The organism is Vibrio cyclitrophicus (genome assembly GCF_024347435.1).
GTDB classification, from domain to species: domain Bacteria; phylum Pseudomonadota; class Gammaproteobacteria; order Enterobacterales; family Vibrionaceae; genus Vibrio; species Vibrio cyclitrophicus.
This window is the reverse complement of the sequence record NZ_AP025481.1, coordinates 747,027-771,737: the sequence shown is the minus strand read 5'-3', so window position 1 is coordinate 771,737 and position 24,711 is coordinate 747,027. Positions and strand designations below refer to the sequence as shown.

The following is a 24,711-nucleotide window of genomic DNA, read 5'->3' as shown; positions in this document are numbered from 1 at the left end:
CATGATGAAACAGACAAAAATCAAAGCACTTGCTCTAGCGGGTGTGATGGCATTCGGCCTAGCAGCAACGACAACGGCACAAGCTCACCCACGTTGGATTTTGCCATCTCACTTCACTGTATCTAAAGAAGGTGGTGATTGGCTAACGTTCGACGTTACTGCGTCTCATGGTACGTTTGTTTTTGATAAGCCTGCTGGTAGCGAAAATGCTCATGTCATCATGCCTGATGGTCGCAGCGAGCGTCCTAACTTTGTTATTCGCGGGAAGCGTCGTTCAATCTTCGATTTCTATTTTGAAGAAGAAGGTACGCACAAAGTTGCGATTAACAACGAGCCTTCTTACTACACGCAATACAAAGCTGGCCGTCGTGATACCGTGAAGTGGATTAAAGCGAACAAGGCTGAACGTGACTCTGTACTTCCTAAAGAATCACGTGACGTGGTAACTCGAACCAGTTTCACTCGTGCAGAGAGCTACATCACTGTTGGTAAACCATCGGATTCAGTGTTCAAAATCGAAGGCAAACTTCTTGAAATGAAGCCAGTAACACACCCTTCGGACATTATTGAGGGTGAACCAGTAACATTCCAATTTTTCTACAACGGTGAAATTCAGAAAGACGTAAAAGCGGAGATCACTCGTGAAGGCACGCTTTACCGTAACCATCAAGAACAGATTGATGTTGTGAGCAATGAAAACGGCGAAATCACTTTCACTCCAACGGTTGCAGGTCGTTATGTAATGAAAGCGAACTACAAAGGTGAGTTGATTGACAACCCATTGGCAGATAGAGCAAGTGCGAACGTTCACCTAACGTTCGAAGCTCTGCTTCAATAATCTGTGATATCGGGGGCTAGCTCCCTGATTAAGCAATCAAATACTTAAGGGCTCATTTGAGCCCTTTATCGCTCAGTTTACTTCTGAGGATTTGCACTGTGGCTAGGGTACGAACCATGACAATAAAAACAAAACTAAAATTAATAATTACTCCATGCTTGGCATTGGCGCTTGGTTTCGCTGCATTACCTGCGCAAGCACACTTTCCACTGATGAGCTGCTGGTTCGAAGGCAAAACCGTGGCCTGTGAAGCGGGTTACTCTGATGGTAGTAAAGCGATTGATTACGCGGTTGAGATGTACGATTACGAAGACAACTTGATTGCAAAAGAGATGACAGATAAACGTTCTATCGTTGAATTTCCCAATCCTGACACTGAGTTTTACCTTGTATTTGATTCAGGCCATGAGTTTCCGGTTGAAGTCGACGTTGTTGAGATCAGCGATAAATGATGATTCAAGGCGTACGTGCTGACACGGGTGGCAGAGAAGGAAAATGGGTAGGGCTGATCATTGTTTTCATTCTGAGCTTTGCCACGGTCACTATCCCGTTTCATCAGGCAGAATCCCACGTAAAAACGGTACTTGATCATCAAATTTTGGTGACGGATGTTGAGCAAGAAAACTTGGCGATGTTGTCAGAGCTACGTTTGGCTCATGAAGAGATTCGCGACCTGCGTATGGACTCAGATGGTGAATGGCCCAGTGTTGTGTCACTTAAAGATGAATGGGTCGCGCCTTTTGTTGAAGACCAGAGTTGGAAGCGAAAAGGTTCTCATGCTTGGTTATTGGACGAACGTGGTTACTACTTTTCTACGCCAAGCGAATACGATGCATCAAGTGAACATGGCTTTGCAGACTCGTTTATTTTGAATGCAAACAGCGTCTCTCCGGAAATCTGGATTTTTCTTGGAGGTGTAACAAGCCAGCCGACTCAGTTTGATGAACAAACTCTAGAATCAACAGGTTGGAAACTGGTTGTGAATGAATCAGAAATTACTGTTCAGCACGATGTTTCTTCTCATTAAGCAATCCGGCTTATAAAAACGCTCACTAATAATAAGAGATTGACTATGCGAATTATGACTCTGTTCATGTCGTTAATGGCGGTGCTATCAACACCCAATGCATTGGCAAAAGAGTACACAGTCGACAGCGAGAAGCTGACGGTTGGTATTACCCTACAACCCTACTACAGCTATGTAAAAGCAGTAGTGGGTGACAAAGTGAACATTCTTCCATTGGTTGATGCTGGGTTTAATCCGCATAACTACTTACCGCAACCCAATGATTTGAAGCGATTGAGCCAGATGGATGCGATCGTGGTAAACGGTATTGGCCATGACGACTTCGCACTAAAAGTAATCTCAGCCGCGCAACGTGATGACTTAGTGGTGATCGAAGCGAACAAAGAAGTGCCTTTACTTCCCGCATTAGGACAGTCTGTGGGTCAAGGCGCCGTGAACCCGCACACGTTTGTTGGACTTTCTACAACCATCCAAAAGGTTTACACCATCGCGAGTGAAGTATCTAAGCTCGACCCAGACAACGCGGCGTTTTATCGTAAAAATGCTCGTAAATATGCAAAAAAATTCCGCTTTATGAAGCGTGATGCGATGTTGTCATTAGGCGAACTCGATACATCAGGTATGAAAGTGGCGACCACGCACAATGCTTATGGTTACATTCTTCAAGAGTTTGGTGTTGATGTGGCGGCAGTAATCGAGCCAGCACACGGCGTTGAACCAAGTGCTAGCCAACTGCAAGAGACGATCGAAAAAATCCGCGCATCGGATATCGATATTCTTTTCTACGAGCTAAACATGCCAAACCGTTTCGTTGACACCATTGAAGCTGAAACAGGTGTACAGCTTTACCGATTTTCCCACATGACGCACGGCGAGTATGAAGACGACAAGGTGGAAGTAGAAATGAAGAAAAACCTAGAAACGTTAATCGAAGCGATGAAATTTGCGGCGGCTAACCAAGCTGAAAGCGGGAATGCATAATGCTAGGTCCATCAATCTCAATTAATAATCTCGGTCTGCAATACGACAATAACGTCATTCTTGATGATATTTCGCTAGAACTTAAAGCAGGTGACTGCCATGTGATCATGGGACCAAACGGTGGTGGAAAAACTTCATTATTACGCTCTGTACTTGGCCTTACCCCTTTTTCTGGGCAAATCGATATTCATTGGCCTGAAAAGCCAAGTATTGGTTACGTTCCTCAAAAAGCGACCTTCGAATCAAGCTTACCTCTAACGGTAATGGATTTCGTGTTGCTTAACCAAACTCGAATTCCTCTATTTTGGCGTCGTAAATCCAAACAGCTGGATCTTGCATTAGCGCAATTGGATCGTGTGGGGATGGCGACTCGTAGCGATCGCCGTATGGGGCAGTTATCGGGCGGTGAGCAGCAACGTGTGTTGTTTGCTCAAGCGTTGTTGGATAACCCAAGCCTATTGGTGTTGGATGAACCGACTACCGGTATGGACGATCAGGGTGTTCGTTATCTTGAATCGCTCATTCGTGAATGTGTTGATGAAGGCCGTACGATTCTTGCGGTACATCACGATGTCACTGCAGTGCGCCGTCTTGAAGCCAATGTACATGTTGTGAATCGATTCTTGGTTGATAGTGGCCCGCACGAACAAGTACTGCACCCAAGTCAAATTGAAAGCTTATTCCAACATTACAGTAGTGGTTCAGCGATGAACAAATCGAAGGAGGTTGCGTAATGGATTGGTTACGACAACTTGCCATAAGTGGCGTTGAAGCGGGTTGGTTATCAGACAGTTTCATGTACGCATTCATGGTGAATGCTTTGGTCGCGGCACTATTGCTTGGCCCTTTGCTAGGTGGCCTGGGTACTTTGGTCATTGCAAAGCGTCTGGCTTTCTTCTCTGAAGCAGTTGGTCACGCGGCTTTGACCGGTATTGCTATTGGTGTTTTACTTGGCGAACCACCAGAGAACCCAATCATTGGTCTGTTCAGCTTCTGTATGATCTTTGCTTTGCTACTTCACTTTGTAAGAAACAGAACCAACGTGCCATACGATACATTAGTGGGCGTTTTCCTTGCGCTCGCTTTAGCGGTTGGTGCGGCATTGCTGATGTACGTGGCACGTAAAATTAATATTCATATGCTTGAGAACGTTCTGTTTGGCTCGATTCTCACGGTAACAGACCAAGATTTAGCAATTCTCGCAGGCAGCTGCGCACTCATCATTTTGCTCTTGATACCAACGTTTAACCGTATTCTGCTAACTTGTATCAGCCCTGATATTGCCAAGGTTCGTGGTTACAACACCAGCTTTTACGATTACTTGTTTGTTATGATGATCACCTTAGTGACAATTGCAGCCGTAAAGATCGTGGGCGCGGTTTTAGTCGGTGCGTTATTGCTTATCCCAGGTGCGACAGCTCGATTGCTGACCAAAAGTATGGGAAGTTTTGTATTGCTTTCGGCATTACTTGCAACCATCGCATGTTTGGTTGGAACCGTGTTGCCAATGGAACTTAAATTGCCAGTGCCATCGGGCGCGTCAATCATCATCGTTTCTGCAACGTTTTTCCTAGCAGCAACGCTATACCGAATTGTAAGAAAGGCGTAATCATGACTTGTTTACTGAATCGTATCGCTAGATCAATAAAAGCAACGGCTCAATTGAGTGTGCTTGGTAGTGTGTTAATGGCTGGTTCTGTGCTGTCACTGAACGTGAATGCAGAAGATATTCTAACCAGTACACCTGTGACTTATGCATTGGCGACAGAGCTAACCAAAGGCACCGACATTACGACTGAATACCTTCCACCAAAACGATACGGTATTGATCGCTTGCCTAACTGGTTTGGAACGAAGGGCGAAAGCATAGTCCTTAAGTCAGGAGAGAAGGCGACAGTTGCATTGACGCTGACATCGATTTGGCAAGCTGATCCTACGTTCGTATACGCGAGACAAGGTAACATCCGCTTGGTTGAGGTTGATGTCGCTCAAGCGATTACACCGCGCGCGCAAGGTGTTGCAGCGCTGACGTTATCGAATGGTGAAGTGTCTAAATATGCCTGGTTAAACCCGACTAACCTAACGCGTATGGCGGCAATTGTGGCTGATGACTTTAAGTTATTGTGGCCGGCGCAAGCAGATACGATTGATAGCAACTTACAGCGTGTGATGCTTGATGTTCGAGAACTGATTAACAAGCAACAGGCGGTATTACTGGATAATGATGTAGATTCAGTGTTATTGCTTTCAGAAAGCTTGGAAGATTTTGCTTCGGGTAGCCAGCTGTTTGTTGAAGAACGGATGTTCAAGGCAGAGCTCGAATGGACAGAGCAAGACAAAGCGAAGCTCAAAGCGATGTTTTCGGAAGACGATGCTCTCTGGTTAGTGACCGCAAAGAAGCCAACTAACTTGATTAAGTCGCTGGTACCGAGTGAGCGTATCTTAGTGGTTGATTCTGTTGATCGTTGGGGTAGAGCTGGGATTAACCCAAAAGCGCCGTTTGCCCGTTGGGAAGTACAGCCATTTAAAGGCTAATCAGCGCGATTAAAATGGTAGGATCAAAAAAGCAGCCCAATTTGAGGCTGCTTTTTTTGTTCTTGTCCATTGTCTCTGTTTGGTGAGCTAGACAGGAGGACTGCGAGTTTTAACTTACTCTGCAGCTTTTGTCTCTTCAGCTTCAACAGTTGCTTCGACTGCACCTTTAGCTTGTTCTTCAGCTTCCATTTTTGCGCGGTCAGCTTTAGAAATATAGCGAGGCTTGTTGCTACCATGCAGTTTTGAATTCGCCTGTTTTTGCTTCTTCTTTAGAATTTGATTGATTTTTTTCTTACGGTTCATTGCTGCATAGCCTTGTATTTAGTTTAGGCGGTGGAGGATAATCATTTTAGCTCTAGAACTCAATATTTACATGGTACTCAGCAAGGAAAATATCACTATGCAGGCTATCGAGACCCGACGTTTACGATTAAGAATGATCACGCCTCAAGATGCGGCGTTCATTCAACGATTATATAGCTCAGAAGATTTCCTGCGTTACATTGGAGACAAGGAGATCAGCGATCCAGCCAAGGCCGTTGAATACATCGAAAACAACATTCTTAAGATGCATAAAGAGAAAGGTGTTTGTCTATTGATTGTCGAAATTAAGGACTTCTTAACGCCAATTGGTGTATGCGGATTAATTAAGCGAGATACGCTAGAGTCACATGATATTGGTTATGGTTTTGTCCCTGAAGTCTATGGGCAAGGTTTTGCATTGGAAGCGGCACAAGCGATAATTGAAGAAGCCAAGCATAATGCTGATATTGATCATTTAGTTGCCATCACTACCTCTGATAATATTCGAAGTATCGCATTGCTGACTAAATTAGGTTTTTTGTTCGAGCGAGTCGAAGACGTATTAAGTGAAAGTGTTAATCTCAATCTGTACGGTTTGTCACTGGGTAATTAAACATGTTCAAACATAACAACATTCTAAGAGGTGAGCTCGCGACGGAGTACAAAACTGTTATTGCGATGGTACACATCTACTGTAAAAATCATCACAGTGCACTTCGTCAGAATAACGCGTTATGTGAAGAGTGTGCGCAGTTGTTACGTTATGCCGAAACACGACTCGATAGATGCCCTTATGGCGAAGCAAAACCGACCTGTAACAAGTGTCCAATTCATTGTTATAAACCGCATCCGAAAGAGCAAATGCGTTTAGTAATGCGTTATGCCGGGCCAAGAATGCTACTTAAGCATCCTATTTTAGCTATTCGACATCTGATTCATGAAAAACGAAAATTGCCAGAGAAGCCGCTGCCGAATGTGTCGAATCGCCATATTCGTATGAATAAGAAGTAACTGGCGCTTAAAAGTAAGTTCGAAAGAAACGAAAAAAGGTCTGATTTATCAGACCTTTTTTGATGTAGATACGTTTCTGTATAAGCTTCAATATAGCTAGGTAACTGTAACTTACGCTGCTTGCGGCTCGTCGTAGGTCACCGTCAGGTTGTTGATCCAGCGTCGGCTTAGGTAACGATGGGAACAAATTGTCAGTTTCACCACTTCTTCCACCAACATCAAACCATAGATGTATTTGAAATCCCATCCAGCGACAAACGCGCCGTAAACACATACTGGAATGCCCACCATCCACATCGCGATGAAATCCATACGCAAGCAGAACGCATTATCGCCACCAGCGCGAATGATACCGTTGATGATCACCATGTTCAGCATGCGAATCACGACAGCAAAGCACATGATCATCATTGCAGGTGAAGCGAGCGGGTAGAGCGCATCTGTAGAAAGGTTCAGCCATGTTAGAACATGCTCTTTACTAATAAACAGTAGTAATCCGACAACTGCGCCGAAGCCAATGACGGCTTTAATGAATGTTAGTCCCATACTCATAGCGTCATCAAACTCATCACGACCGAGTGAGTGACCAAGCAGCACAGAACACGCGACCGATATACCAAAGAATATTGAGTAACACAGCGACTCAAACGGTGCGAGCATTGAGAACACGGCAAGTTCCGTTGTGCCCATGTGACCGAAGATCATTTGGTATGCCATGGTACCCATTGCCCACAGCACGGCATTCATCGTTAGGGGTAACGCAATACGACGGTAAGACAGCCACAGCGACGGACGATGTGGTGAGCTTGGCGTAGTTAATAACCAGTGCTTACGTATACGCATGTAGCTATACATCAAACCCACTTGAATCAATCGCGCTAAAGTTGTTGCTAGTGCAGCACCAGCAACGCCCATTGCTGGAATACCAAATGCACCCTTAATGAGAACAAAATTAAGTGCAATATTGAGGGCAATAGTCACACCACCAAGCAACAGCGGAGTTACTGTGTCACCAGAGGAACGCATGCTCGCTTCTACCACCACGACTATATGAGTGAGAAGTAGAACAGGGAATCCATACCACAAGTACGTAGCACCAAGCTCAATCACGGTGTGATCGCTGGTTTGCAACATCATTAAAAATTGAGAACCAAGAGTGATGATTGCAGTAACTGGCAGCAGAACTTTTAAGCCAAATACCATCGCGATGGATGATACTGTGCGCGCGCTTTTAGGGTCATTCTTTCCCCAGTATTGAGCGACTAGTGTTCCGTTTGCTGAGGCCAACCCTGCCATAATCATAATAGCGACGAAGTGCCATTTTGATGCAATTCCCACAGCAGCAGCTGCTTCCATGCCAAAATCGCTGACCATTAAGACGTCAGCAAGGGCAAGAATAGCAACAAGCGCACTTTGCAAAGCAACAGGCAAACCAAGTTTGATGATTCGAGGTAAGATGCTCTCTGGCTTGTTATTCATAGATGCGTTAGGGTTGATGTTAGTTGTCATAAGCTCTCCGATTTATGGCAGAACTATAGTGATTTGAGTGACGTAACAACATGTTTAAAAAACAACAAAACCTGTGCGAATCTGTCATTGATTCAATGAATCCAAAATCAACGTGGCAAGATGATGTTTTTCTCGCAGAGCATTGCAAAGAACGTTTTTTGACCGTTGAAGAAATCCCAGAGATGAAAAGTTGTGGTGTCTACATGGGTGGTATGGCGAAGCTGTATGACGCGTATTGGGTTGAACGCGAATCTGTGAATGTCCATACGCTGATTTTTACTCAAGAAGGGGGCGGTATATTGACGACCGAAACCTTCGTACAAGCGATTACGCCATGCACGCTGGTGGTTCTTCCTGCGGAAACGCCATTTCGTTTCGAGCTTGACCCTCAGTACAACTATTGGAAAATGGCTTGGATGCTGACGCCCGATACCTCGCAATGGCAACATATTGCGAGCTTAGGGCAGAGTATTGTACCTTTCGGAGAGTGTGAACAAATTTGGTCCTTGATGAATTTAGTTCATTTTGAAATTGGAGGTCGAGGCAGTTTTAGAAAATTGCTGATGAGCGAGATTATTCGAACTTTGACTGGCTTTGAACCTAAGTCGACTAGCACCACAGCACGTGTTCAAGCGCTCTATAATGAGATTGAAAGTAGTCTGCACCTGCCGTGGACTGTTTCTGGTATGGCATCGCGCGTGTTTATCAGTGAAGAACAGCTAAATCGAGTGACCAAGTCGCTGTTTAACGTTTCTCCTCGCAGCAAATTGATTCAGTTAAGAATGGACAAAGCGACCAGTTTGTTGAAACAGCAAGATTGGTCGGTATCTATGATTGCCAACCGTTTAGGTTATAAAGATCCCTACAACTTCTCACATCGTTTTAAAAAGCACTTTGGTTTATCGCCAAGTCAATATCGCAAGCGTAATCAAACCTCGGATTAGACCTTTGGTCTGCAGTTTCGGGTCTTGGAATCTAAATCAGACATTTGTGCGACTACTATTTTACCCGAGGATATAAGACGATGTTCAGTATCAGCGTGTAATAATTGATCTAAGCAGTAAAAGTACGGTATTGAGATGTTTATCAGTTTAGTATTTTTACTCTATTATGTAATATCGTAAACATTGAAGAATACGTCTACTTATGCAATACGAGGTATATATGGAACAACTTACCAACGAATTAGGTGATTTTGTGCTGCCGTCCAAACTTGTTTTAAATAATAGAGAGTTTCAATCAGGTACTAAGATTGTTAGAAAACAGGGTTGCGGGTCGATTATTGGGACGCTCTCAGAACCTCACCGTAAAGTATTGTTCTATCTATACCAAAATAAAGGGCAAGTGGTCAGCAAGCAAATTTTGAAGAGTGTTGGTTGGGCTGGTAAAGCTGTCACGTCTGCCTCAGTGCTTGTCGCTATTTATGAGATCAGAAGGATTCTCGATTGTCGCTGCATTCAAACTGTTTCAAATGAAGGTTATGTTATGGAGCAAAGAAATAATCCTCTATTGATATCCTGTTAATATTTTAATAATAAAAATTTAATCTCTTTACCGTACGAGTTCCATTGATTATCGTCATTTTTAAAACGTCCACTTATAAGCGACGTTATATTAAAAATACTGAATCTGACTTTGTCGCTGGCTATATAGTAAGGGAATTATATAAAAATGGACTCTTATCCTGCATTAGAAACGAACCACTCTGAAAATAACGTAGTAATTGAACTCAATGGTAAGATAGTTGAACTCCACACCAAGCTCATTCGAAACGTAGAAAATGGATATGTGTTAGCAACGCTGCCGTTAGCCTATCGAAAAATTATTCTATTTATGAATCGACATCGTGGTGAATTATTCAGCGTTGGCCAATTAAAAAAGATTGGTTGGGAGAACGAAAAAGTGACTAACTCGTCTGTGATTGTCGCAATATCAGAAATTAGATCGTTATTCGGAGACGGTTTGATCATTACGATTACAGGTGAAGGATACGTATTCCAACCTTAACTTTGTTCTATTTTATGATCTTGGTAGTCGATCTTTCCTCCAGATGACCAACGACAAAGGGCCCTTAGTTTAGACGAAAAGTCATAACTCAGAGCCCCAAATTTCACTGTTAATCAACGATGTTTTTTCATACCGAGTTGTCGATTTTATTTCTTATATACAGGGGTTACTCTCCTGCGATCTGAAGTGGAGAACGCTTTAGGCTCGCAATTAACATGTAAATTGTTGTCGCTAACAGAGACGCAAATAGATAAGTGAATAACCCTGCTTGTGAACTCATGAAGGTGTCAGCAATCAATGGGCCAGCAACAGAACCGATGCTGTAGCAAAGCAGCATGATTTGAGTTACGGAAACCAAGTAGCTTGGATCTAAGTTACGACAGCCTAAGTTAATCGCAATAGGGTACAGTGCAAATGTTGCCATGCCCAAAACGAATAGGCTCATACCTAATACGTAGAAATCACGATTCAAAGTTAGCACTGCAATACTTGCTACTCCTAGCAAGCAGAACAAAGCCATCAATAATACTTGTCCGATGTGGTGAGATAACCAAGTCACCATTGGCTGTACAGCCATGCCACCCATGATTACCAAAGCCATCAAACCTCCGATGTCTTCGTGCGCAATGTTACGCTGCGCTAATTCTACTGGCATCAAACCGTAAATAGCACCTAGAGTAAGCCCTGATACGATGCAACCAATTAAAGCGCTGTGGCTCAATTTGCTGATCTGTTTTAAAGACAAAGACTTTGCATCGTGGATCTGTGGAGGTGTCGCTTGGCCGTACATTAATACAATGACCGCACCGAATAAAAGAGTGAACATTGCAATGAACGGCACGCCACCTGTAATTCCAAGGTATCCAATACCAAGCTGACCAACGGCAGAACCGCCGTATAGCGAACACATGTAAACCCCTAAACGTTTCGCACGTTGGGATTCGTCCCCGCTCATTAGCCAAGACTCTACAATCACAAAGATCCCTGCGACAGACACACCCGCCACGAAACGAGCCAACAGCCAAACGGATTGATGTGGTGCCAACGGTAATACAAGGATCGTTGCGATAAAAATGGTCAGTGCGATAACGAACGCGTCTCTGTGACCGACACGCGCGATTGCACGCTCAATTAATAACGTTCCCGCCAAAAGACCTGCATAAAAGGCACTCGCCAACCAACTCGATAGGTTACTGTCTAAGCCATACTCAGACAGCATTAATGGTAATGAACTCATTAAGTAGCCTGAAGCGATCGCGTAAAAAGACAATGCAATAACAGGAACAGTTATGCGAGTTGTTGGTTGGATGTTGTCCAATGCAGGAGCCTCTAAATAGTGAAAGAAACGATGAATTTTCCGCGACTATGGGGGAGAAACTGAATTGGGTAAAACGAATAAAAATGGTCGTGAAGATAAAAGAAATTTATCGTGTTTGTTGGCTAAAATACCGTTGTCATATTTCATGTTTTCGCGATATTTTCTGCGGTTAAATAGCCGATAAAGCGTTGTTCAAACGACTATTTAATTTGAAAGACGGAGAGAGGTTCGTTGTATTCATCAGATTTTAATTTAGGGCGTTTAATCGTGTTAGACCACTTCTTTTCGGTATTGTCTGGGCGAGCTTCCACTCCACTTACGAAAGGCATGTCGAAAGTTAGCGCTGTCTGAAAACCCAACGCGCTCAGATATCTCTTCAATGCTCATTTGAGTTGAAGAAAGGTAGTGTCGAGAAAGGTGAAAACGAACGTGGTCAAGTATCTTCTGGTAACTCGTATCGACGGCTTTGAGGTGTCGGCGCAGTGTTCGAGAAGACATCCCCAATTCTGATGAAATAGATTCTATCGAAGGGGAGCATCCGGGTCTCTCTAATAGCATTTGAGAGACTTTTTCTTTTAGGCTTGTTGAGGCACTGACTTTTGCCAACATGTCGTCACATGATTTCAGGCACATCTGCAGCGTGATGGTATTGGCGGTAGGAAGAGGCGAGTACAAACTTGTTGCATCAAACTGCCATTCAAGGCGATCACTATTGAATTCAACGGGGCAACGGAAAATCTCTGTGTAGAGGTCGCCGTATTCAGGTTTTGGGTAAGGGAAGCGAATCACTTGTGAGGGGAAGGGTTGTTGCAGCACTTCTTCACACAGACTTTGAATTGCGGTGAACCAGTATTCACAGCAAAAAGGCAGCAGCGAATCCAAGTCGATCAGCTGCTCGGCTCTAAAGTATCCAACGTTATCTTCTACTGACATCGTTTTTCTAAGTACAGGGCCAGCAAGCTGCAGATATTTAAATCCAATCAGCAAAGCATCTAAAAGCGTTTCACTACTGAATACCGCATAACCCAAAACACCGAAATCACTGAAACGTGCTTGTTGGCCGACTCTGAGCCCGAGACCTTCTTCGTTGGTATTTGCTAACGCATTGCTGAATACCGCTAACTTTTGCGCCAAGGTAATGTGCGTGTCTGGCGTGTTGAGTTGAAGATCATTGATGTTACTGCCTTCTAGCAGTTCTTCGATACTGAGAGCGGGCGACATGTAACGATGAAGCAATTGAAGATCAAGAATACCGAATGCTTGCATATCGGGTTCGTAGACTGCGGTGTATTCCATAAGCTGCCTCTTGTTGAATATCGTTATCTTAACCGAACTTTTTACATTTACGCCTGTTGCTTGTTCTCACTTTCCCAAGCTTGTTCAAACTTTTGGTTTATGTTTGCAAGGTTTTACAAGGCCTTATAGATACGTGTCCGAATATCACCGGTTTTTGTCTTTTTGAAACCTGTTCGAAATGTTATCAAAATGTTGTAATTTAGTGGGCTGAACATTGGATCGTCACAAACATTTTGCTCAATAACTACTCTTATCTACATGACACACCAATGTGCAGGCTCTGATAGCAATAAAGACAAAGCTTATTACAACGATTAAAACGGCTAAGGCGAATCTGACCGTTAGGTTTAGCCGAATAAGGAGATCATGGATGCACAATCTTGCTGTTAACTTGGAGCGCAGCGCTTCGCTTTTCCCAAATAAAGTCGCACTGCGAATGGGGACGGAAGAAGTCAGCTTTTCTCAGTTGGAACAACTTTCTGGAAACGTCGCCGCTAATTTAAAGAGGCTGGAGCTCAAGAAAGGCGATAAGGTCGCGTTGTCGTGTCCGAATGTCACGTATTTCCCGATTGCCTATTATGGGATTCTGAAAGCAGGCTGCGTCGTGGTGCCTTTGAACGTGTTATTTAAAGCAAGAGAGATCGCTTACCACCTTAATGACTCGGATGCGAAAGCCTATTTATGCTTTGAGGGTAGTGAAGAGCTGCCCATCGGTCGCTATGGCTTACAAGGTTTCGAACAGGCAAACCATTGTGAACACTTTGTCGAGATGCCCATCCCAACCGGCGCAGACACGACTTCAGTAAGAAACGAGCAGCATGAATCAATCGCTGACTGGTTAGAACAACCTTTGATTCCTTTTGAGTCTATGGCTTGCCATGGTGATGATACCGCTGTGATTCTTTATACGTCAGGTACGACAGGTCAGCCAAAAGGAGCAGAGCTTTCCCACACCAACATGCAAACTAATGCGATGTCGTCACAGTATCTCATGCGACTGGAGTACAGCGACACCACAATGGCCACGCTTCCTCTGTTCCATAGCTTCGGCCAGACAGTGATGATGAATGCGAGTGTGTTAACGGGGTCGACCATGGTGTTGATTCCGCGTTTCGAACCTTCACTGGTGATCGAACAGATCATTAACCATAAAGTAAGCGTATTTGCGGGTGTTCCTACTATGTATATTGCGCTTCTAAAAGCGGGAGAAAAGTCCTCTAGTAGTTTAGAAATAAGCAAACGATCTGAACAGGTTAAACATAGCTTAAGGCTTGGTGTGTCTGGTGGTGCGTCTATGCCTCTTGAGGTTATCCGACAATTTGAATCCCGATTCGAACTTCCGGTATTGGAAGGTTATGGTCTGTCTGAAACTGCGCCAGTTGCGACCTTTAACCATATTGATGGTGACCGCTTGTCTGGCAGTGTGGGTCAACCCTTGTGTGGTCACCTTATTAAGATTACAGACATCCAAGGTAACTCAGTCGCCATGGGCGAATTGGGCGAAGTCTGCATCAAGAGTCCAAGTGTTATGAAAGGCTATTATCAAAAGCCAGAAGCCACGTCAGAAGCCATCAGAGACGGTTGGTTCCTAACCGGAGATATTGGACGCAACGATGAGCACGGCAACTTGTTCATTGTCGATCGCGTTAAAGACATGATCATCCGTGGTGGTTACAACGTGTATCCGCGTGAAATCGAAGAAGTATTGATGTGTCATCCCGATGTCGAAATGGTCGCGGTGGTGGGTGAACATCATGATCGTCTAGGCGAAGAAATTCATGCCCATGTTGTGCTTCATGAACATACACAACCTGATAGCAAGGCGCTGATAGCTTGGTGTCGTGAGCAATTAGCGGATTACAAATACCCTCGTAAGGTGTTTATTCGTAAAGCGCTACCAATGACGGCGACAGGCAAGATTTTGAAGCGAGAGTTACACCCACTAGAAATAGCGGAGGCAACCAATGGATAGTTATGATTTTATTATTGTTGGCGGTGGTTCTGCGGGTTGTGTCATGGCTTCGCGGCTGTCTGAAGACCCGAATATCACGGTTTGCTTATTAGAAGCGGGTGGTAAAGACAGCAGCCCGTTCATTCATACTCCGGTTGGCGTGGTGGCAATGATGCCAACCAAACTCAACAACTGGGCCTTTGAAACCGTTGAACAACCGGGTTTGAATGGTCGTAAAGGTTACCAACCGAGAGGTAAGACACTGGGCGGTTCTAGCTCTATCAATGCCATGATGTATGCTCGTGGGCACCGTTACGACTATGACACATGGGAAAGCTTGGGTAACACTGGCTGGAATTATGAATCGTGTTTGCCTTACTTTAAGAAAGCGGAAAATAACGAAGTTCACCAAGATGAGTACCATGGCCAAGGTGGTCCTTTGAATGTGGCGAACCTTCGATCGCCAAGCCCGATGTTGGAACGTTATTTAACGGCGTGTGAATCGATAGGTGTGCGTCGCAATGAGGATATTAACGGCGCTGCTCAGTTTGGGGCGATGCCGACGCAGGTAACACAGCTAAATGGCGAACGATGCAGTGCTGCCAAGGCTTACTTAACGCCAAACCTTTCACGATCGAATCTCACGGTCGTTACTAAAGCCACCACACATAAGGTCTTGTTTGAAGGCAAGAATGCGGTCGGCGTTGAATATGGCTCTAACGGGCAGCGTTATGAGATCCAATGCAACAAAGAAGTGATTCTATCCGCTGGTGCCTTTGGTTCCCCCCAATTGCTGTTACTGTCGGGTGTCGGCGCTAAAGGTGAACTAGAGACGCATGGCATCGAACAGGTTCATGAATTGTCTGGAGTGGGTAAGAACCTTCAAGACCATATCGACTTAGTCCATTCGTACAAATGCAGTGAAAAGCGTGAAACTTTTGGTATCTCGCTACAAATGGCCTCTGAAATGACCAAAGCCTTACCGCTATGGCATAAAGAACGCCGCGGTAAGATGAGCAGCAATTTTGCAGAAGGGATAGGCTTTCTTTGTTCCGAAGATCATATCGCCGTGCCAGATTTAGAGTTTGTATTTGTGGTCGCTGTGGTTGATGACCATGCCCGAAAAATACATACCAGTCATGGATTTACGTCTCATGTCACCTTGCTACGACCGAAAAGTATAGGCACGGTAACGCTCAATAGTAGTGATCCCTATGATCCGCCTAAGATCGACCCTGCATTTTTCAGTCACCCTGAAGACATGGACGTGATGATTAAAGGCTGGAAGAAGCAGTATCAAATGCTAGAGAGCTCGGCGTTCGATGATATCCGTGGCAATGCTTTTTATCCGGTCGATGCCAATGATGACAAGGCTATTGAGCAAGATATTCGAAATCGTGCGGATACTCAGTATCACCCAGTCGGAACCTGCAAAATGGGAACCGATGATGATTCTCTGGCCGTGGTAGATAACAATCTTAAAGTCTATGGATTGGATAACTTAAGAGTCATTGATGCTTCTGTGATGCCAACATTAGTGGGGGCGAATACCAATGCACCAACCATTATGATTGCCGAAAAAATAGCAGATCAGATCAAAGAACAGTATGGGTTTAGCAAGCAACAAGACAATGAACAGGCAGAAGACGAGATGGTTGTATAATTAACAGAAACAGATATAACTGATTGTTTTACAGTAGGTTAGGGAGTCTTATTTTCGCAAGGCTCTCTAACCTATTTTTTGGCGCTTTCTTCAAGCACAAGCTAAATTAAAAGCGATATAAATACGGGTCTATTTGGCCAGAGCTTGATTAAGCCATTGATCAAATTGGCCTTTTGGTAACGCACCGTTAATCGTATCGACACGTTTACCGTCTTTAAACACCATCACCGTGGGAATACTTCTGATTTGGTACATCGCGGCAAGTTGTTGCTGAGCTTCAGTATCAATCTTAACGAATCGAACATCTCCCGAACGCTCTTTTGCGACGTCACTGAACACTGGCGCAAAGCCCACACATGGGTTGCACCATGTCGCCCAGAAATCGACAACCACAGGCTGTGAACTGTTCAAGATAGATTGGAAATTAAGTGACGTTCCCTCGATAGGAGCACCATCGAGCAATGCTGTTTTGCATTTGCCGCAGGTTGGGCTTTCTGAAATTCTTTCTGAAGGAACGCGGTTTACGCCATTACAAGAAGGGCAACGTGTGTTGAATGTAGACATAACTTTCTCTTTTTATTGCAACTCCGTGTCTAACGCGATTTACGAATCGCGCACGGAACGCTTATACTGTTTAAAACAAGAATACGATACTTAAATAAAAACAAACAATAAACAGGTAAATGATGACAAAATTTTACGCCGAAATTACTGGCTGGGGAAAGTGTCTGCCACCAGCCGTGCTGTCCAATGATGATCTAAGCACTTTCATTGATACGTCTGACGAGTGGATTCGAACTCGAACTGGTATCGAAAACCGCCGTATCAGTCATGTAAATACCTCTGAACTTGCGACTGTTGCAGCGAAACATGCAATGGCGTGTGCTGGCCTAACCGCTGAAGATATCGATCTTGTTATCATCGCGACGTGCAGCCCAGATTCTCTTATTCCAAATACTGCGTCTAAGGTTCAACAGAACCTAGGTATTAAAAGTGCAGCGGCTTTCGACCTTAACGCAGCGTGTACTGGCTTCATTTACGGTGTTGAAACCGCGACTCGACTTATTCAAGCGGGTAACTACCGCAATGCTATCGTTGTCGGTGCTGAGCGTCTGTCATTCTTCATCGACTGGACCAAGCGTGATACTGCAGTTCTGTTCGGTGATGGCGCTGGTGCAGTGGTTCTATCTCGCACTGAAGAGCAAGTTGGCTTACAAGAAGCTCAGATCGGTTGTGATGCTGAAGGCCGTGATATTCTAGCGGTACCAAAATTCGGTACTTCTATGGACCGCTTTGCGGCTGATAACGGCTACTGGGACTTTGATTTCGTTGGTAAAGAGATCTTTAAACGTGCAGTGAAAGGCATGGGCGCAGCGGCACACACAGTATTGAGCCGCACAGGTATCTCAACCGACAACATTGACGTTGTGATTCCGCACCAAGCGAACATCCGAATCATTCAAACTCTGTGTGATATGGCGGGTATCGATCGCGAGAAAGCGTTTGTTAATATCCAAAACTACGGCAACACATCCGCAGCGACTGTGCCAATCGCATTGTGTGAATCGCTAGAACAAGGTTTCGTTAAGCCTAACGACAACATTCTTGTTGCGGCATTTGGAGCGGGTTTAACGTGGGGTGCTGGCCACATTAAATGGGGTAGCCGTGTTGAACCACTAGGTCAATCAGATGCTAAGCTTCCAGAAGCCGACAAATCTGCGTTAGAGCTTTTAGAAAGAGCCATTTTACACTGTAAAACACACCCGAATTCAGCGAGCGAATAACGCTGATGGATACAGTAACCAAAGTACGTCTTATGACTAAAGCCGACCTAGATGGGGCGGCTTTAGTCCACCAAGCAACGTTTGTTCGACAACAGAACTCAAAAGATTGGTTACAATGTAACTTAAATGCCGCGCCACGCTTTCTTAACTTTGTTGCAGAGAGTGAAGGTGAGATCGTGGGTTACATCATCTGGGTTCAGAAGAGTGGGTTTAGACCTGAAGCTGTATTAGAGTTAGAACAACTTGCGGTATTACCAAGCGCACAGGGTAAAGGATTGGGCAAAAAGCTGATTCTAGATTCCCTGCCGCAGGTAAAACAGCATTTGGCGGAGCAAGGCTCAACACTAAAGCATGTTTTAGTGACCACCAGAGCGGATAACTTTGCGCTGAAGCTGTATCAGTCGACATTGGGAGCAGAGGTCGAAACCACGATTTCAAACCTGTACTCTGCTGACGAAGTGCTTATGATAGCTCGCAATGTGGGTGAGCGGATCTGATCGCTGAGTTCTTAGAACCAATTATAATCAGCGGTACAAACCGACCGTCATCGATAAACGTTTAATTAGGGACTAATCTAGTCCCTTTTGTTATTTCTTAGGAAGTGTTTTGAAGAAAGTTTTAGCAATTGGCTACGTTTGGCCTGAACCGAATTCATCGGCGGCTGGCAGCCATATGATGTCACTTTTACGATTGTTCAAGAGACAAGGTTGGTCAGTTGAATTTGCAACGCCAGCTCAAGAAACCGAGCACATGATTGATCTCTCTGAAGAGGACATCACAAGCCAATCTATACAGTTGAATTGCGATAGCTTTGACCAGTACATCGAAGAGCTGCAACCCGATGTCGTGATGTTTGACCGTTTCATGATGGAAGAGCAGTTTGGTTGGCGCGTGGAAAAGGTATGCCCGAATGCCTTTAAGTTACTGGATACGGAAGATTTACAGTTCTTACGTAATGCTCGACACGAAGCGGTTAAGAAAGAGACTGAACTGACCAAAGCGCATTTGTACAGTGACTTAGCGAAACGTGAAATTGCTGCGATTCTGCGTTGTGATCTTTCGTTGATCATTTCTAGCTACGAGATGGAACTGCTTCAAGCTGAGTTCAATATCGATCCAAAACTGCTTCATCACTTGCCGTTCATGGTTGCTCTCAACAGTCTACCTGAAAGCACGAAAAGCTTTGAAGAACGTAAGCATTTCATGACGATAGGTAACTTTAGACACGCACCGAACTGGGATGCCGTACTTCAGTTACAGAAGATTTGGCCGAAGATTCGCAAGCAGTTGCCAGACACTGAACTTCATATTTATGGATCTTACCCGCCACCGAAAGCGACGGCTTTGCATAACCCTAAAACTGGCTTCCATATCAAAGGTTGGGCGAAAGACGCTCAAGAAGTGATGGAGCAGGCTCGTGTGTGTGTTGCACCTTTACGATTTGGCGCAGGCATTAAAGGCAAGTTACTTGATGCGATGAAGCTACAGACTCCGAACGTGACCAGTGAAATCGGCAGCGAAGGCATGTTGCCACAAGGAGAACTGCAATGGCCAGGTGCGGTTGCTGATGATGTCGACGAATTTGTTGAAGCTGCAGTTGCCCTTTATAAAGATGAAGAGAAGTGGCTTAAGGCACAGAGCCGATGTCATTCAATCCTTGAAGCGCACTACGAGCAGAATAAACTGGGCGACACATTGATTGAGCGATTGATTGCGTTAGAGTCGGATCTTGAATCTCATCGACTGGATAACTTCTTTGGTTCGATGCTCAAACACCACAGCATGGCGAGCACGAAGTATATGTCCCAGTGGATAGCTGAAAAGAACAAGACTAAGTAGCTTACATAATACAACCAATACAACCGAATTAAATCATAAGCCCTTAGGTTAACGCCTAGGGGCTTTTTTCATGCAGGGCGCTTGTTAATTCCAGACTTACAAAACGGCACATACTCGCAGTACATTAGCATTGACTAATTTATATTTATTAGTAAACTCTAATTTATAGGTTGTTATGAGTTTATGATGTTTGTGGATAGGAGAGGTTTGTGCTTAGTTTGATTCCTTGGGATGCTTTTTTCGGCGGCATGTTGTTAGGCGTGTCGGCCATTGTTTTAATGTTGGGGATTGGTCGAGTTGCTGGCATTAGTGGCATTGTCAGCCGATTATTGCCAACTGGCACCAGCAACAAAGAACGTAAAGATGCGGATACAGCAAACACCGAAAAACACTGGCGTATCGCCTTTGTTGTGGGAATGGTCGCAAGTGGTTGGCTATTAATTCCGACGGGCTACCAACTTCCGCAGTTAGAAGAGATGAATCTCGCTTTAGTGATTATTGCTGGCCTTCTGGTGGGCTTTGGTACTAAAACAGCGAACGGTTGTACTAGCGGGCATGGCATTGTCGGAATGGCTCGTTTATCTAAACGTTCTATTGTTGCGACCTGTGTATTTATGGGTGTGGCAATCGTAACCGTGTTTATCAAGAATCTGACTGGCTTGGGGGCATAATGAAAAACGCTGCATTTACTATCGTTATCGGTTTGGTCGCAGGTATTCTTTTTGGCTCTGGCATGATCATCTCAGGGATGGCTGATCCTGAGAAGGTACTCGGCTTCTTAGACATTACCGGTAACTGGGACATTAGTTTGGCATTCGTCATGGGTGGCGCGCTATTGGTCTTTGCACCGTTTTATCATCTGGTCATTAAAAAGCGCGCTAAAGCCATCAATGGCGAGCCGTTAGATAGCCGTAACAATCCGTTGATAGACAGAAAGCTGATTCTTGGATCTACAGCGTTTGGCTTAGGCTGGGGGATTGCAGGCTTTTGCCCAGGCCCTGCGGTAACCAGCCTAAGTGGCGGCAACCCGACGGTGTGGGTGTTTATGATAAGCATGCTGGTGGGAATGTGGCTGGCGGATCGTATGAACAAAACCTGTTAGTAGCAAGCTTATAGCTGATTACATTGGCTTTGACGTTATCCGTTCTGAGCTGACCAAGCATAGAGGTTGACTCGCTTTCAGCACGAAAGTCATTCAGCCTCTTTCTATATTTACTGTTTCTATTATTTTCAGTTATCTACAATCTGCTGTTATCTAAAATCTACTATTTAATAGTCGTTGAAACTGGGCAGTGGTCACTGAGTTTGTAGTCCAGCACATCTTGCGTTTCAAATACCTTTTGTTTCGCAGGAGAAGCATTCAAGGACTTGCTCACCACAATATGATCAATCACTGAACGAAACTGATGTGTACGGTGATTATTGCGGTTTGAGCGTACCTTACAATCTGCTCGAGTTTTTCGTGTTGCCAACTGAGCATCGGTATTTTGCGTCATATCTTTCCACATCCAATCTCTTGAATAGGAGAGGTTATGGTTAAAGTCGCCCAGAATCGCGTAGTCTTCGCCTTTACGTTCTCTTTGCTGTATCCACTTATTCAGTTGTTGAGCTTGGTCTTTGAGCCTTGAACAGTCGCGATTAGACTTATACGCGCCGCTGCAACCCGCCTTTAAATGCACTGACAACATATGAATTGGTTTTGTGTCCGTTTCTACAACCATATAGCTGGCAAACCTAAGCTTGCTGTTAGCACTCGTTTCTAGAGGAAAGTCAGCGTAGTCAGTGAGAGCGATTCCTTTACGAACCGCGAAGCCCGTATATTGGTTCACTTCTTTGAATTGTCGGTTACTGTTTTTGGGCAATGAACGATCAGACATCAAGATTTCATATTGATCGCCAGCGATGCGTTGAATGGCATTGACGTCATCGACTTCTTGAAAAGCAACCACATCCGCATCTAAGGATTGGAAATACTGTTCGAGTTTATCGAAATCCGCTTGATCACGTTGGGCAGAAAACTTATTCACAGCCACATTGGTTGATAACCATTCGATATTCCAACTGGATATGGTCAAAGGTTCAGCAAATGCGTGGCTACTGAGTAAGCAACTTAGCATTACCCACTTTTGAAGTCGTTTCATTCCAAATATCCCTAATTTTGTCGTCCAATATAGTTGAGCCGTTATCCTACAACACTTACCAAAAATTCAACTCTTTTTAGCAGTTTTTTTATTGTTGCATTGTTTCTTTTCGACTTGAGAACTCACGTAATAATATTGGATTTATCTTGTTCAGCGTTCGCGTTTTATTGATCCAAATCAATACTCAAAGTTGGTGGTTCTCGTTAAATACGCCACAATATCTAGTGTTAGTTAAACGATAAATCGCTCTATATAGTGTGTTTGTGGATAAGTCTGTGAATACCTCAAGAGTAAGGAGAAGTGGTGAAATCAATCGTAATCAAGCGTGATGGCTCAAGAGCTCCATTCAGTAGAGATCGTATCCAAGCTGCAGTGGAAGCAGCATCAGACAAAGCCGATAAGGAAATTGCTATTTATGCTCTGAATGTGGCATTAGCAGTTGAGTTGAAGCTCGAAGACTACGATGAAGTTCATATTTCTGAAATTCAGACTTTGGTCGAGAATGAGCTAATGCAGGGACCGTATAAGTCTCTGGCTCGTGCCTACATTGAATATCGTCATGACCGTGACATCGCACGTGAAAAGCAAAGCGCTTTAACGCGTGAAATCGAAGGCCTTATCGAAGAAAGCAATGTTGATCTGATCAATGAGAATGCCAACAAAGACGGTAAAGTAATTCCTACTCAGCGAGATTTGCTGGCGGGTATCGTGGCTAAACACTATGCAAAAACTCACATTTTGCCGCGTGACATCGTACAAGCTCACGAGTGTGGTGACATTCATTACCACGATCTAGACTACGCACCGTTCTTCCCAATGTTTAACTGTATGCTTATCGATCTGAAAGGCATGTTAACGCATGGCTTCAAGATGGGTAACGCAGAAATCGACACACCTAAGTCTATTTCTACGGCAACAGCGGTAACAGCGCAGATCATCGCGCAAGTGGCGAGCCACATCTATGGCGGTACTACGATTAACCGTATCGATGAGGTTTTAGAGCCTTACGTTATGGCGAGCTACGAGAAGCATTTATCTCTAGCGAAAGAGTGGGACATTCATAGCCCAGAAGCTTTTGCTATCTCTCGTACAGAGAAAGAGTGTTACGACGCGTTCCAATCTCTGGAGTACGAAGTAAACACGCTGCACACAGCTAACGGTCAAACACCATTCGTAACATTTGGTTTTGGTCTAGGCGAAAGCTGGGGTTCAAAACTTATCCAGCAATCTATCTTGAAAAACCGCATTGCAGGTTTGGGTAAGAACCGCAAAACAGCCGTGTTCCCTAAACTGGTGTTTGCGATTAAAGATGGTTTGAATCACCAGAAGCAAGATCCAAACTACGACATCAAGCAATTAGCGCTTGAGTGTGCGTCTAAGCGTATGTATCCAGACATTCTTAACTACGACAAAGTAGTAGAAGTGACAGGGTCATTTAAAACGCCTATGGGTTGCCGTAGCTTCTTGAATACTTACGAAGAAAACGGTGAGTTGATTCATGAAGGACGTAACAACTTAGGTGTAGTTAGCTTGAACTTGCCACGTATCGCGATTAACGCGAAGCAAGATATGGCTAAGTTCTATGAGCTGCTTGATGAAAAACTGAAGCTGGCTCGTCGTGCTCTAGAAACTCGTATTTCTCGTCTAGAAAACGTGAAAGCGCGTGTTGCTCCAATCCTATATATGGAAGGAGCATGTGGCGTTCGTTTGAAAGCAGACGACTCCATTGCTGACATTTTCAAGAACGGCCGTGCGTCAGTTTCTCTTGGTTACATTGGTATCCACGAAGCAATGACCGCACTTTACGGCACAGATATTCACCTGTATGACGATGGCGAAATGCGTGCTAAAGCGCTTGAGCTAGTGGAGTACATGAAGCGTCAAGTGGAATCTTGGACAAAAGAGACAGGTTACGCGTTCAGCCTATATGGCACACCAAGTGAAAACCTATGCAGCCGTTTCTGCAGCATCGATACCAAAGAGTTTGGTGTGATTGATGGCGTAACAGACCGTGGTTACTACACAAACAGCTTCCACTTAGACGTACAGAAGAAAGTGAACCCATACGACAAGATCGATTTCGAGATGCCTTATCCTGAAATCTCTAGTGGTGGTTTTATCTGTTACGGCGAATTCCCGAACATGCAGAAGAACATCGAAGCGCTAGAAAACGTATGGGATTACAGCTACACACGTGTTCCTTACTACGGCACCAACACGCCGATTGATGAATGTTACGAGTGTGGATATAACGGAGAGTTTGACTGTACAAGTAAGGGCTTTACGTGTCCTAAGTGTGGCAACCATGACTCAACCAAAGTATCCGTAACACGCCGTGTATGTGGTTACCTTGGTAGCCCAGATGCACGACCGTTTAACTTCGGTAAGCAAGAAGAAGTTAAACGCCGCGTGAAGCACCTTTGATCTAACAAAGGATCCTAGTTAAGGTCTGCGATCTTTAGCTCGCTCACTTAGAAGAGCTACGGTTCAAGAAATAAGATTGGTATC

Annotated in this window: 26 protein-coding genes; 20 read left to right on the top strand and 6 right to left on the bottom strand. The window is 44.5% G+C overall.

Annotated elements, in window-relative coordinates:
* Position 1 precedes the first annotated feature (1 nt).
* From OCW38_RS18365 to OCW38_RS18335, 7 genes are all read left to right on the top strand, one after another.
* On the top strand, positions 2 to 838 hold the full coding sequence (locus OCW38_RS18365) for a DUF4198 domain-containing protein (protein ID WP_016767174.1): 837 nt from the start codon (positions 2 to 4) through the stop codon (positions 836 to 838).
* A 116-nt stretch (positions 839 to 954) separates the two neighbouring features.
* Positions 955 to 1,290 carry a hypothetical protein gene (locus OCW38_RS18360; RefSeq protein ID WP_010429805.1) on the top strand — a complete coding sequence of 112 codons (336 nt, stop codon included), beginning with the start codon at positions 955 to 957 and terminating at the stop codon, positions 1,288 to 1,290.
* Positions 1,287 to 1,865 carry a DUF6162 family protein gene (locus OCW38_RS18355; protein WP_010429803.1) on the top strand — a complete coding sequence of 193 codons (579 nt, stop codon included), beginning with the start codon at positions 1,287 to 1,289 and terminating at the stop codon, positions 1,863 to 1,865. The genes OCW38_RS18360 and OCW38_RS18355 overlap by 4 nt, the downstream gene beginning before the upstream one ends.
* Positions 1,866 to 1,910: 45 nt before the next feature.
* Complete coding sequence (locus OCW38_RS18350) at positions 1,911 to 2,846, top strand: metal ABC transporter solute-binding protein, Zn/Mn family (protein WP_010429801.1); 936 nt, start codon at positions 1,911 to 1,913, stop codon at positions 2,844 to 2,846.
* A complete protein-coding gene (locus OCW38_RS18345; RefSeq protein ID WP_010429799.1) occupies positions 2,846 to 3,580 on the top strand; it encodes a metal ABC transporter ATP-binding protein in 735 nt (244 codons plus the stop codon). Before OCW38_RS18350 ends, OCW38_RS18345 begins: the two co-directional genes overlap by 1 nt.
* On the top strand, positions 3,580 to 4,455 hold the full coding sequence (locus tag OCW38_RS18340) for a metal ABC transporter permease (protein ID WP_261896445.1): 876 nt from the start codon (positions 3,580 to 3,582) through the stop codon (positions 4,453 to 4,455). Before OCW38_RS18345 ends, OCW38_RS18340 begins: the two co-directional genes overlap by 1 nt.
* Before the next feature lie 2 nt (positions 4,456 to 4,457).
* Positions 4,458 to 5,381, top strand: coding sequence for a metal ABC transporter substrate-binding protein (locus OCW38_RS18335; RefSeq protein ID WP_016767177.1), 924 nt, complete (start codon positions 4,458 to 4,460; stop codon positions 5,379 to 5,381).
* Positions 5,382 to 5,495: 114 nt separating this feature from the next.
* On the opposite strand, the gene OCW38_RS18330 is transcribed toward OCW38_RS18335, so the two are convergent.
* Positions 5,496 to 5,684, bottom strand: a complete 189-nt coding sequence (locus tag OCW38_RS18330) for a DUF2986 domain-containing protein (protein WP_010429789.1) — start codon at positions 5,682 to 5,684, stop codon at positions 5,496 to 5,498.
* A gap of 97 nt (positions 5,685 to 5,781) precedes the next feature.
* Between OCW38_RS18330 and OCW38_RS18325 the strand changes: the two genes are divergently transcribed.
* The gene (locus tag OCW38_RS18325; protein ID WP_010429786.1) at positions 5,782 to 6,297 is read left to right on the top strand and encodes a GNAT family N-acetyltransferase; all 516 of its coding nucleotides are present in this window, start codon (positions 5,782 to 5,784) and stop codon (positions 6,295 to 6,297) included.
* A gap of 2 nt (positions 6,298 to 6,299) precedes the next feature.
* A complete protein-coding gene (locus OCW38_RS18320) occupies positions 6,300 to 6,695 on the top strand; it encodes a nitrous oxide-stimulated promoter family protein (protein ID WP_010429783.1) in 396 nt (131 codons plus the stop codon).
* A gap of 111 nt (positions 6,696 to 6,806) precedes the next feature.
* On the opposite strand, the gene OCW38_RS18315 is transcribed toward OCW38_RS18320, so the two are convergent.
* Positions 6,807 to 8,204: an MATE family efflux transporter gene (locus OCW38_RS18315; protein ID WP_010429780.1), complete on the bottom strand. Its 1,398-nt coding sequence runs from the start codon at positions 8,202 to 8,204 to the stop codon at positions 6,807 to 6,809.
* A 50-nt stretch (positions 8,205 to 8,254) separates the two neighbouring features.
* Between OCW38_RS18315 and OCW38_RS18310 the strand changes: the two genes are divergently transcribed.
* The 3 genes from OCW38_RS18310 (at position 8,255) to OCW38_RS18300 (ending at position 10,211) form a co-directional block, all read left to right on the top strand.
* Positions 8,255 to 9,148, top strand: a complete 894-nt coding sequence (locus tag OCW38_RS18310) for a helix-turn-helix transcriptional regulator (RefSeq protein ID WP_010429778.1) — start codon at positions 8,255 to 8,257, stop codon at positions 9,146 to 9,148.
* A 220-nt stretch (positions 9,149 to 9,368) separates the two neighbouring features.
* A complete protein-coding gene (locus OCW38_RS18305) occupies positions 9,369 to 9,728 on the top strand; it encodes a winged helix-turn-helix domain-containing protein (RefSeq protein WP_016767178.1) in 360 nt (119 codons plus the stop codon).
* Between the two features lie 147 nt (positions 9,729 to 9,875).
* Complete coding sequence (locus OCW38_RS18300; RefSeq protein ID WP_010429772.1) at positions 9,876 to 10,211, top strand: winged helix-turn-helix domain-containing protein; 336 nt, start codon at positions 9,876 to 9,878, stop codon at positions 10,209 to 10,211.
* A 166-nt stretch (positions 10,212 to 10,377) separates the two neighbouring features.
* On the opposite strand, the gene OCW38_RS18295 is transcribed toward OCW38_RS18300, so the two are convergent.
* Entirely contained in the window at positions 10,378 to 11,529 is a 1,152-nt protein-coding gene (locus tag OCW38_RS18295) for an MFS transporter (RefSeq protein WP_016767179.1), read from the bottom strand.
* Positions 11,530 to 11,799: 270 nt separating this feature from the next.
* Entirely contained in the window at positions 11,800 to 12,825 is a 1,026-nt protein-coding gene (locus tag OCW38_RS18290; protein ID WP_261896440.1) for an AraC family transcriptional regulator, read from the bottom strand.
* A gap of 370 nt (positions 12,826 to 13,195) precedes the next feature.
* On the opposite strand from OCW38_RS18290, the gene OCW38_RS18285 reads away from it, so the two are divergent.
* Together OCW38_RS18285 and OCW38_RS18280 are read left to right on the top strand one after the other, a co-directional pair.
* On the top strand, positions 13,196 to 14,797 hold the full coding sequence (locus OCW38_RS18285; RefSeq protein WP_261896438.1) for a long-chain-fatty-acid--CoA ligase: 1,602 nt from the start codon (positions 13,196 to 13,198) through the stop codon (positions 14,795 to 14,797).
* Positions 14,790 to 16,439 carry a GMC family oxidoreductase gene (locus OCW38_RS18280; protein WP_261896436.1) on the top strand — a complete coding sequence of 550 codons (1,650 nt, stop codon included), beginning with the start codon at positions 14,790 to 14,792 and terminating at the stop codon, positions 16,437 to 16,439. Before OCW38_RS18285 ends, OCW38_RS18280 begins: the two co-directional genes overlap by 8 nt.
* A 129-nt stretch (positions 16,440 to 16,568) precedes the next feature.
* Here the strand turns inward: OCW38_RS18280 and trxC are convergent, their stop codons facing one another.
* Positions 16,569 to 17,003 carry a thioredoxin TrxC gene (gene trxC / locus OCW38_RS18275; protein WP_016787647.1) on the bottom strand — a complete coding sequence of 145 codons (435 nt, stop codon included), beginning with the start codon at positions 17,001 to 17,003 and terminating at the stop codon, positions 16,569 to 16,571.
* A 122-nt stretch (positions 17,004 to 17,125) separates the two neighbouring features.
* Here trxC and OCW38_RS18270 point away from each other — a divergent pair, with 122 nt between their 5' ends.
* The 5 genes from OCW38_RS18270 to OCW38_RS18250 all read left to right on the top strand — a co-directional run bounded on the left by OCW38_RS18270 (position 17,126) and on the right by OCW38_RS18250 (position 21,164).
* On the top strand, positions 17,126 to 18,223 hold the full coding sequence (locus OCW38_RS18270; protein ID WP_016785269.1) for a ketoacyl-ACP synthase III: 1,098 nt from the start codon (positions 17,126 to 17,128) through the stop codon (positions 18,221 to 18,223).
* Between the two features lie 32 nt (positions 18,224 to 18,255).
* Positions 18,256 to 18,720: a GNAT family N-acetyltransferase gene (locus OCW38_RS18265; protein WP_016785268.1), complete on the top strand. Its 465-nt coding sequence runs from the start codon at positions 18,256 to 18,258 to the stop codon at positions 18,718 to 18,720.
* Between the two features lie 109 nt (positions 18,721 to 18,829).
* Positions 18,830 to 20,062, top strand: a complete 1,233-nt coding sequence (locus tag OCW38_RS18260; RefSeq protein WP_261896434.1) for a glycosyltransferase — start codon at positions 18,830 to 18,832, stop codon at positions 20,060 to 20,062.
* A gap of 209 nt (positions 20,063 to 20,271) precedes the next feature.
* Complete coding sequence (locus OCW38_RS18255; protein WP_010429747.1) at positions 20,272 to 20,733, top strand: YeeE/YedE family protein; 462 nt, start codon at positions 20,272 to 20,274, stop codon at positions 20,731 to 20,733.
* The gene (locus OCW38_RS18250) at positions 20,733 to 21,164 is read left to right on the top strand and encodes a YeeE/YedE family protein (protein WP_102397294.1); all 432 of its coding nucleotides are present in this window, start codon (positions 20,733 to 20,735) and stop codon (positions 21,162 to 21,164) included. Before OCW38_RS18255 ends, OCW38_RS18250 begins: the two co-directional genes overlap by 1 nt.
* 163 nt (positions 21,165 to 21,327) lie before the next feature.
* On the opposite strand, the gene OCW38_RS18245 is transcribed toward OCW38_RS18250, so the two are convergent.
* A complete protein-coding gene (locus OCW38_RS18245) occupies positions 21,328 to 22,203 on the bottom strand; it encodes an endonuclease/exonuclease/phosphatase family protein (RefSeq protein WP_016789147.1) in 876 nt (291 codons plus the stop codon).
* Positions 22,204 to 22,506: 303 nt separating this feature from the next.
* Between OCW38_RS18245 and nrdD the strand changes: the two genes are divergently transcribed.
* On the top strand, positions 22,507 to 24,627 hold the full coding sequence (nrdD, locus tag OCW38_RS18240) for an anaerobic ribonucleoside-triphosphate reductase (RefSeq protein ID WP_016798742.1): 2,121 nt from the start codon (positions 22,507 to 22,509) through the stop codon (positions 24,625 to 24,627).
* Positions 24,628 to 24,711: the final 84 nt, after the last annotated feature.

Coding starts and splice junctions, on each gene's coding strand:
- OCW38_RS18265 (WP_016785268.1), top strand. CDS start 18,256: ATGACTAAAGCCGACCTAGATGGGGCGGCTTTAGTCCACCAAGCAACG.
- OCW38_RS18280 (WP_261896436.1), top strand. CDS start 14,790: ATGGATAGTTATGATTTTATTATTGTTGGCGGTGGTTCTGCGGGTTGT.
- OCW38_RS18305 (WP_016767178.1), top strand. CDS start 9,369: ATGGAACAACTTACCAACGAATTAGGTGATTTTGTGCTGCCGTCCAAA.
- OCW38_RS18360 (WP_010429805.1), top strand. CDS start 955: ATGACAATAAAAACAAAACTAAAATTAATAATTACTCCATGCTTGGCA.
- OCW38_RS18325 (WP_010429786.1), top strand. CDS start 5,782: ATGCAGGCTATCGAGACCCGACGTTTACGATTAAGAATGATCACGCCT.
- OCW38_RS18310 (WP_010429778.1), top strand. CDS start 8,255: ATGTTTAAAAAACAACAAAACCTGTGCGAATCTGTCATTGATTCAATG.
- OCW38_RS18350 (WP_010429801.1), top strand. CDS start 1,911: ATGCGAATTATGACTCTGTTCATGTCGTTAATGGCGGTGCTATCAACA.
- OCW38_RS18320 (WP_010429783.1), top strand. CDS start 6,300: ATGTTCAAACATAACAACATTCTAAGAGGTGAGCTCGCGACGGAGTAC.
- OCW38_RS18285 (WP_261896438.1), top strand. CDS start 13,196: ATGCACAATCTTGCTGTTAACTTGGAGCGCAGCGCTTCGCTTTTCCCA.
- OCW38_RS18300 (WP_010429772.1), top strand. CDS start 9,876: ATGGACTCTTATCCTGCATTAGAAACGAACCACTCTGAAAATAACGTA.
- trxC (WP_016787647.1), bottom strand. CDS start 17,003: ATGTCTACATTCAACACACGTTGCCCTTCTTGTAATGGCGTAAACCGC.
- OCW38_RS18340 (WP_261896445.1), top strand. CDS start 3,580: ATGGATTGGTTACGACAACTTGCCATAAGTGGCGTTGAAGCGGGTTGG.
- OCW38_RS18290 (WP_261896440.1), bottom strand. CDS start 12,825: ATGGAATACACCGCAGTCTACGAACCCGATATGCAAGCATTCGGTATT.
- OCW38_RS18250 (WP_102397294.1), top strand. CDS start 20,733: ATGAAAAACGCTGCATTTACTATCGTTATCGGTTTGGTCGCAGGTATT.
- OCW38_RS18245 (WP_016789147.1), bottom strand. CDS start 22,203: ATGAAACGACTTCAAAAGTGGGTAATGCTAAGTTGCTTACTCAGTAGC.
- OCW38_RS18270 (WP_016785269.1), top strand. CDS start 17,126: ATGACAAAATTTTACGCCGAAATTACTGGCTGGGGAAAGTGTCTGCCA.
- OCW38_RS18355 (WP_010429803.1), top strand. CDS start 1,287: ATGATGATTCAAGGCGTACGTGCTGACACGGGTGGCAGAGAAGGAAAA.
- OCW38_RS18345 (WP_010429799.1), top strand. CDS start 2,846: ATGCTAGGTCCATCAATCTCAATTAATAATCTCGGTCTGCAATACGAC.
- OCW38_RS18335 (WP_016767177.1), top strand. CDS start 4,458: ATGACTTGTTTACTGAATCGTATCGCTAGATCAATAAAAGCAACGGCT.
- OCW38_RS18330 (WP_010429789.1), bottom strand. CDS start 5,684: ATGAACCGTAAGAAAAAAATCAATCAAATTCTAAAGAAGAAGCAAAAA.
- OCW38_RS18365 (WP_016767174.1), top strand. CDS start 2: ATGATGAAACAGACAAAAATCAAAGCACTTGCTCTAGCGGGTGTGATG.
- OCW38_RS18315 (WP_010429780.1), bottom strand. CDS start 8,204: ATGACAACTAACATCAACCCTAACGCATCTATGAATAACAAGCCAGAG.